The organism is Acutalibacter caecimuris (assembly GCF_034335085.1).
Lineage (GTDB): Bacteria > Bacillota > Clostridia > Oscillospirales > Acutalibacteraceae > Acutalibacter > Acutalibacter caecimuris.
Map to the genome: position 1 here is coordinate 1 of NZ_JAWXXJ010000093.1, position 628 is coordinate 628.

At 52.2% G+C, this 628-nt stretch carries 1 protein-coding gene; it reads right to left on the minus strand.

The window, feature by feature from the left end; translation table 11 throughout:
* A partial coding sequence (locus U8U01_RS17330; protein ID WP_322176828.1) for a DNA adenine methylase occupies nucleotides 1-628 on the minus strand: 628 nt, incomplete at both ends.

A 628-nucleotide genomic window follows, 5' to 3' on the forward strand; every position in this document is an offset into this window, starting at 1 on the left:
CAATCGTTATACGAGAGCAGAAACCGGCCCTGCATATTCGCCGCTGTGTCCCGCAGACGCACATGGTCGGCCCAAGCAAACTCCACGGCGTACATATCCTCGGTGGAAAAGTACGGCGGGTCGAGATAGAAGAAGGTGTCAGGCCGGTCGTAGTGGTGGATGAGGGTTTCAAAGTCCTGACTTTCTACCACGACATTCGCCAGCCGGTTTTCTAGCTGCTGGATAAGGCCGAACAGCCGCCGTAGGTCAAAGGGCTGTGAGGCAAAAGACTTCTTCCCGCTGGAATAACTGTACCGCAATAATTTCAGGTACATAGCCGCCCGACGCACGTCGTAGTCGTGTGTGATTCGTTGCCGGATGGTTCGCAGTTCTTCTGCCGCTGGCGGTGGTAACAAGATTTCTGTCATTTCTATTTCTTCTGCCAGGAATTTATCGTCGAACTGTTCATGTTGGAAGAACTTCTTGATAGCCATAAAATCTGCTCTGGAATTGAGATTGCAAAACCCCAACTCCCGGACGGTCGCCATTGTCCGCTCCTTCATGCAATGAAACAGGTTGACAAGATTCCTATCAAAGTCATTATAGACCTCGAAGGGGTCAGGCGGCTTGCCCAGCAGCACGCTGCCGG